General features: G+C 60.8%; 5 protein-coding genes and 1 pseudogene. 4 read left to right on the top strand and 2 right to left on the bottom strand.

All coding sequences use genetic code 11. From position 1 onward, the window contains the following. Together AC1DT2_RS15605 and AC1DT2_RS15610 are read left to right on the top strand one after the other, a co-directional pair. Positions 1–252: pseudogene (locus tag AC1DT2_RS15605) on the top strand (hypothetical protein); the annotation flags it as partial. Further along, complete coding sequence (locus AC1DT2_RS15610; protein ID WP_477297303.1) at positions 249–725, top strand: TIR domain-containing protein; 477 nt, start codon at positions 249–251, stop codon at positions 723–725. The pseudogene AC1DT2_RS15605 and the gene AC1DT2_RS15610, both read left to right, overlap by 4 nt. A 192-nt stretch (positions 726–917) precedes the next feature. On the opposite strand, the gene AC1DT2_RS15615 is transcribed toward AC1DT2_RS15610, so the two are convergent. Continuing rightward, positions 918–1,847, bottom strand: coding sequence for a hypothetical protein (locus AC1DT2_RS15615; protein ID WP_477297304.1), 930 nt, complete (start codon positions 1,845–1,847; stop codon positions 918–920). Between the two features lie 108 nt (positions 1,848–1,955). Beyond that, positions 1,956–2,801, bottom strand: a complete 846-nt coding sequence (locus AC1DT2_RS15620) for a hypothetical protein (protein ID WP_477297305.1) — start codon at positions 2,799–2,801, stop codon at positions 1,956–1,958. 179 nt (positions 2,802–2,980) lie between these two features. Here AC1DT2_RS15620 and AC1DT2_RS15625 point away from each other — a divergent pair, with 179 nt between their 5' ends. Together AC1DT2_RS15625 and AC1DT2_RS15630 are read left to right on the top strand one after the other, a co-directional pair. Further along, positions 2,981–3,223, top strand: a complete 243-nt coding sequence (locus tag AC1DT2_RS15625; RefSeq protein ID WP_477297306.1) for a hypothetical protein — start codon at positions 2,981–2,983, stop codon at positions 3,221–3,223. Between the two features lie 519 nt (positions 3,224–3,742). Beyond that, the coding region (locus AC1DT2_RS15630) for a UvrD-helicase domain-containing protein (RefSeq protein WP_477297307.1) at positions 3,743–4,954 on the top strand (1,212 nt) is incomplete at its 3' end.

Below are 4,954 nucleotides of genomic sequence, written 5' to 3' on the forward strand. Positions count from 1 at the left end.
CGACCTGACAAGGATGTGGTCAACGCGCCCGGCGTCCGGACCGAGTTTGACATCGCCAAGGCCATGGGCGTCGTCACGATTCCGGTCAGCACCACCGGATACATGGCCGAAGAACTCGCCGGTGACGTTACTGCCGGGAACGGYCACGGCGCAGCACTTCCTGAACTGATGGCGCGCATCAACGACGTCGGGCGCGATTCCAAACGCCTGGTCCGCATCCTGGTTGATTATCTCGAGGCCCTGAYCAAATGAGCAGCTACGATGTGTTTTACAGCTTCCATTTCGACGCCGATGTGTTCCGTGTCCAGCAGATTCGCAACATGGGCGTCATTACCGGCGACGAACCGGTCAAGGCCAATGAATGGGAAACCATCAAGAAATCCGATGCCAGCATCGATGCGTGGATTGAGAAGAACATGAAAGACAAGGACGCGGTCGTCGTCCTCATCGGCGCCGAAACTTCGACCCGGCCCTGGGTGAAGTACGAAATCAGGCACGCCTGGGAAAYCGGCAAGGCGCTTCTCGGCGTACGCATCCACAATCTCAAGAACATCGACGGCAAGATTGCCAACGTCGGCAACAACCCGTTTAATGCCTTTACGTTCAAGCACAAAGGTAGCGTGGTGGTTCCGTTGGTGTTTGACCCCAAGGCGTCGGACGCCTATGGCGATATTGAAGACGGAATTTCCGACTGGATTGCCAAGGCCATTCGCCAGCGGGCCTGAGCGCAAGGCGCGTAATGGTCGGAGGCATGGATACTGGAGCCATCGAGGGGCGTTCTCACCACGGCGCCCATCGCCTAGGGGCGTCACGCGCGGGGAGCGGCGCGCCCTCAGGGGCTTCATTCAGGGACATTGGGGCCGGAGCCTCAGTCAGTGGGAAGCCAGGGCGCGGGCCGCCCTCGTGAGGGCAAACGCCTAGGCAACTTCGGGAAGCTCGGGCCAGGAGGCCTCCCGTCGAAGTTGGCGGACCGAGGACGACTGCAGAAAACGCCAGGTGATGTACAGCTCGCTCGTCGAGAGCACAGCCACCTGGCTTGGATCCTTTGCCTGGGACAGCAGTAGCGCGTACCGGCGGATAAAGCGGTGGAGCACCGGTTCACCGCTGTCGTCGCCGAGAATGGTAAACAGCCAGACCTTCTCGTTTTCCAGCAAGCCGCCGACGATGACACTCTTGATGTACTGACACGTCTCGAACCGGTCTCCTGCGCTGGCCTTTTGGGCCGATGCATCCAGATGGGGGTATCGCCCGTGCAGGGTCCCTGCGTGCACCCGGATGACCGAAGCGAGGATGTCATGACAGTCTGCCTCAGTCTGGCGCACGGCGGCCTGCCACGGGTCGATGCTCCCGTTCTTGAGGTGCTCATGCATCCAGTCAATCTTCTGGGAATCCGTGCGTTGGAAGATGAGGTCTGCAAGGCCCGCGCTTTCTGCCCACACCATGAGTTCCCCGGGGGGCAGAAGTGAGACAGGTTTTTCCTGTCGTGCCGCCCAGCCATCGAACCAGGCGGCTTCGGCAGGCGCCAAATCGACCGGCAGGCAAAGCGACCATGTGCTGATGGAAAACACGGATGCGCGCACCGCGCGCTTGTAAGAATCCCGAATCTGCTCTTGCTGGGACTTGCCAACGACATCGATGAAGTACTTGCACTGGTAGATGTCGAGCGGCTCGACGCCGTAGTGGCCGATGTAGATATCGACACCACCGTCACCACTGGAGGAGTCCAGCCGGCGTACCGGACGGTCCGGGAAACGGGCGCGCAGTATTTTCTCGCATGCGTCTTCGAAGGCGATACGCGCGCCCTCGATATGGCCATGAATCAAGACAAGGTCGGTCCACTTCGACATCGATTTACTCCCAGGGCAAGGGGCCGGGTACCGGCCGTCAAAGCATGGCGTTAACCCGTACTGATATTCGTTTTGATTCGCGGTGTCGGCCAGACGAAGCCGTGTGACTTACGAGTGCGACCGGTACAGAACGTCCAGCGTTTGCGCGCCGTACGCGCCCATGCGACTGGCGCTTTCGCCCCATTGCAGGATATCGCTGCCGGCAAGCTTTGCCAGATGGTCGAGCGGAGCGGGGTACCGGATGGTCGGCAAGTGGCCCTTGTCGAGCGCGATGGCCTCCGTCGAAGCACGGATCCGCGACATCGGGCGGTCCGGTTTACGCTTTTCAATCAACCGGCTGGTATTGAGTTCGTGGTAGATCCACGGTGATGCGGTCATTTCCTCAGCGTTGCTCTTGGCATCCGACACCTGGATGGACGAAGGCGTGTTGAGGAAGATGATGCACTCACACCGGTCGATGGCCTCCGACAGGGATGAAGCGAGCATCATGTGGACATGGCTGGTCGAGTAGTTCCGGCTCTCATAGGCAAAGGTCGAAGAACCGGTGGGCTTGCAATGGAGATTGTCGAACGTCCACAAAAGGTCGCTTGCGTTGTTCCACACGAGCGAGTCGACGAAGGGCCGTAGCCCGAGCTCACGCTGCAGGTAGCCGGCAAGGCCGGCCGCGAGAAGCTCGTCTGCGTGCGAGTGGGAGATGAAGACGTTCGCGTCGACCGAGGCAAACCAGTCTTGCATGGTCTTTTTGCCATCAATAATGTCTTTGCTCACCAGCGCGGACAAGTCCGGCTTGAGCTTTGGCCATTCTTTGGCCATGAACGCCGAACCCATGGTTGAGTGCTTCCGGAACAAGACTTCGGCGGTCCCGTTCACTTTCAGGTTGAATCCCTTGAACACAAATCTTCCTTTCAGGAGGGGGTCTGTCCTCCGTTGACCGCACAGGCCGGGGTGGGGCAATGCTGCGCAGGGCCCATTGCACGCGTGGCAAATATCCTCGTGATAGCTTGCCGTGCGGAGCCAGCTGTACGCAACACCTGGCTTACTCTGGGTTCAATCGACTTCAGAAAGAGAAGGGTTTTGCCGAAATTGTTGTATGGGACGCACCTCGGCGTGTGGTTGGCATTGGGGAAACATGCATGACATCAGCTATCACACCGTTCTTGCCCTCGTTCCTGTTGTTCCAGCAGGAGGGGCACTTGATTCAGAGCATGCTGACAGCCGGTCTGACGGCGGCGCTCACAGCGGACGTTCGCCACAAGGGTCAGGCCTACGTTGCCATGTTCAACCTGGCGACCGGACTCGAACGGCTCTTCAAGGTGGTCATCATGCCGAACACATGTTTCGCCACGCATCGGTGGCGCCAACCGTCGAGCAACTGAGGGTGTATCGTCACAGCCTCCGCAAACTGTACGACGCCTGCGAAGAGATTGGCGGGCATCACGATCAAAGCATCCCGGCCCCCGACCCGGACGTCCCTGGATGCGTTGAATACGGTCTTGCTCACCGCGCTCGATGACTTCGCCCAGGGTGCCCGGTATCACAATCTCGACAAGCTCGGCGGCCAGGGCAGAAGCCGTGACCCCCTCTCCAGTTGGGGCGAGCTGCTGCAACTCGATCTAGCCGAGGTACCCCCAGCCAGGCGCGCATTCGCACTGAGGCGTCCGTGGTGGCTGGCGCCAGTTGCCGCTCAACACGCAGACGCGCATCCGGCGCGTGCAGGCACGCTTCGGCTTGCCAAATAGCGCTGCCCGCGACGCGGACTGAGGCGGCCGGTGCGCATTGAGGTGTGCGAGGGAGACCCATTCGGGTGAGGAATCCGGACCTGATGATGACTACCATCTCAAGTCCGTACCGGATGTGCCGATACGGGTTAATCCCCACCGAAGTCGAGCACCCCCATGGAAGGACGTCACATCACCCCGCATTGGCTGGTTGCATGGTTTGGCAAGGGAGGACCCTGGTCGGTTGACCTGACCGACAGCGCCGTTGAATGGACGACCCGGGACGGGTCCGGGTCGCAGTCGCTGGCGTCGTCCGTCCGTGCGCACACGGTGGAGCACCGCTTTTTTTCCACGCTCACCCTCTCGGTCAACGGCAGCTCACGTGCGTTTACCGGTGCAAGGAAAAAAGAGGCGAGCGCGTTCCTGTTGGCATTCGGCAACGCCCAGCAATCTGCGACGGCGAAGGCCGCCACAGCTCATGCCCTTGATGCGGTATCGAAGCCGTTGCTGGCGGGATGGGCTGCAGCCAACGCCGTGATGCAGGCGGCGCGTTTCCTTGCCTGGCGCGAGCGGGACGCGTTGTTCCGGGCGGTCCGTGATCTGCGCCCCGTCCTTTTGTCGGCCGGCGCTGCCATCAAGGACGCTGGTGCGCACGGCGTCGAGGTTCCGGAAGCCGTGATGTTCGCGCATGACGACCTGTTCCGGTTGTCGGCGGGATTTGAGGGTCTCGTGAAGAAGAAAAACGAGGACTTTGTCGAAGCGGAGCGCGCCCGCTGGGAGACTTTTTTCAAGGTGTGCGAGGCGTCGGCCATGACCGATGAGCAGGTCACGGCCATCCTCACCGAAGAAGAGCGCACGCTGCTCGTTGCGGCCGCCGGCTCGGGGAAAACCTCCACCGTGGTCGCCAAGGTGGCTTATCTTCTGGCGAGCGGGATTGCCGAGCCGGAGGAGATTCTGTGCCTTGCGTTCAACAAGGCAGCTGCCAAGGAAATGGAACGACGCATTGCGGCGCGCCTGAAGCATCTTGTGACTTGTGAAGACGCGCTTCCCGAAGGTGCACGTGAGCGCCTTGCAGCTCTCGGTGACTGTACGGTCACCAGCAAGACCTTCCATTCGTTTGGCCTTGGCGTGCTCATTCGGGCCGAGGGCCGCAGGCCTTCACCCAAGAGCAAGCGGCAAGAATCCGATTTCAGGCTGGCGCTCGACGGTTTGATGCGTAAGGCCGAGTTCGCACGGCAATGGTGGCAACTCCAATTGGTGATGGGGCACCAGAACCCGCCAGACTCGCAGTTCAAGACCGAGGCGGACTACCAGGCGTACTTGCGCACCGTCGCCAAGGGCCGGTTGCAGGCTGACGGCATCAAGACCCTCGGTACGCCAAGGCCCGTC

This window comes from Luteibacter sp. P4_E6, assembly GCF_056401535.1.

What these genes read in the sequence shown, in the direction of transcription:
- AC1DT2_RS15625 (WP_477297306.1), top strand. Translation starts at nt 2,981, where the DNA reads ATGACATCAGCTATCACACCGTTCTTGCCCTCGTTCCTGTTGTTCCAG.
- AC1DT2_RS15615 (WP_477297304.1), bottom strand. Translation starts at nt 1,847, where the DNA reads ATGTCGAAGTGGACCGACCTTGTCTTGATTCATGGCCATATCGAGGGC.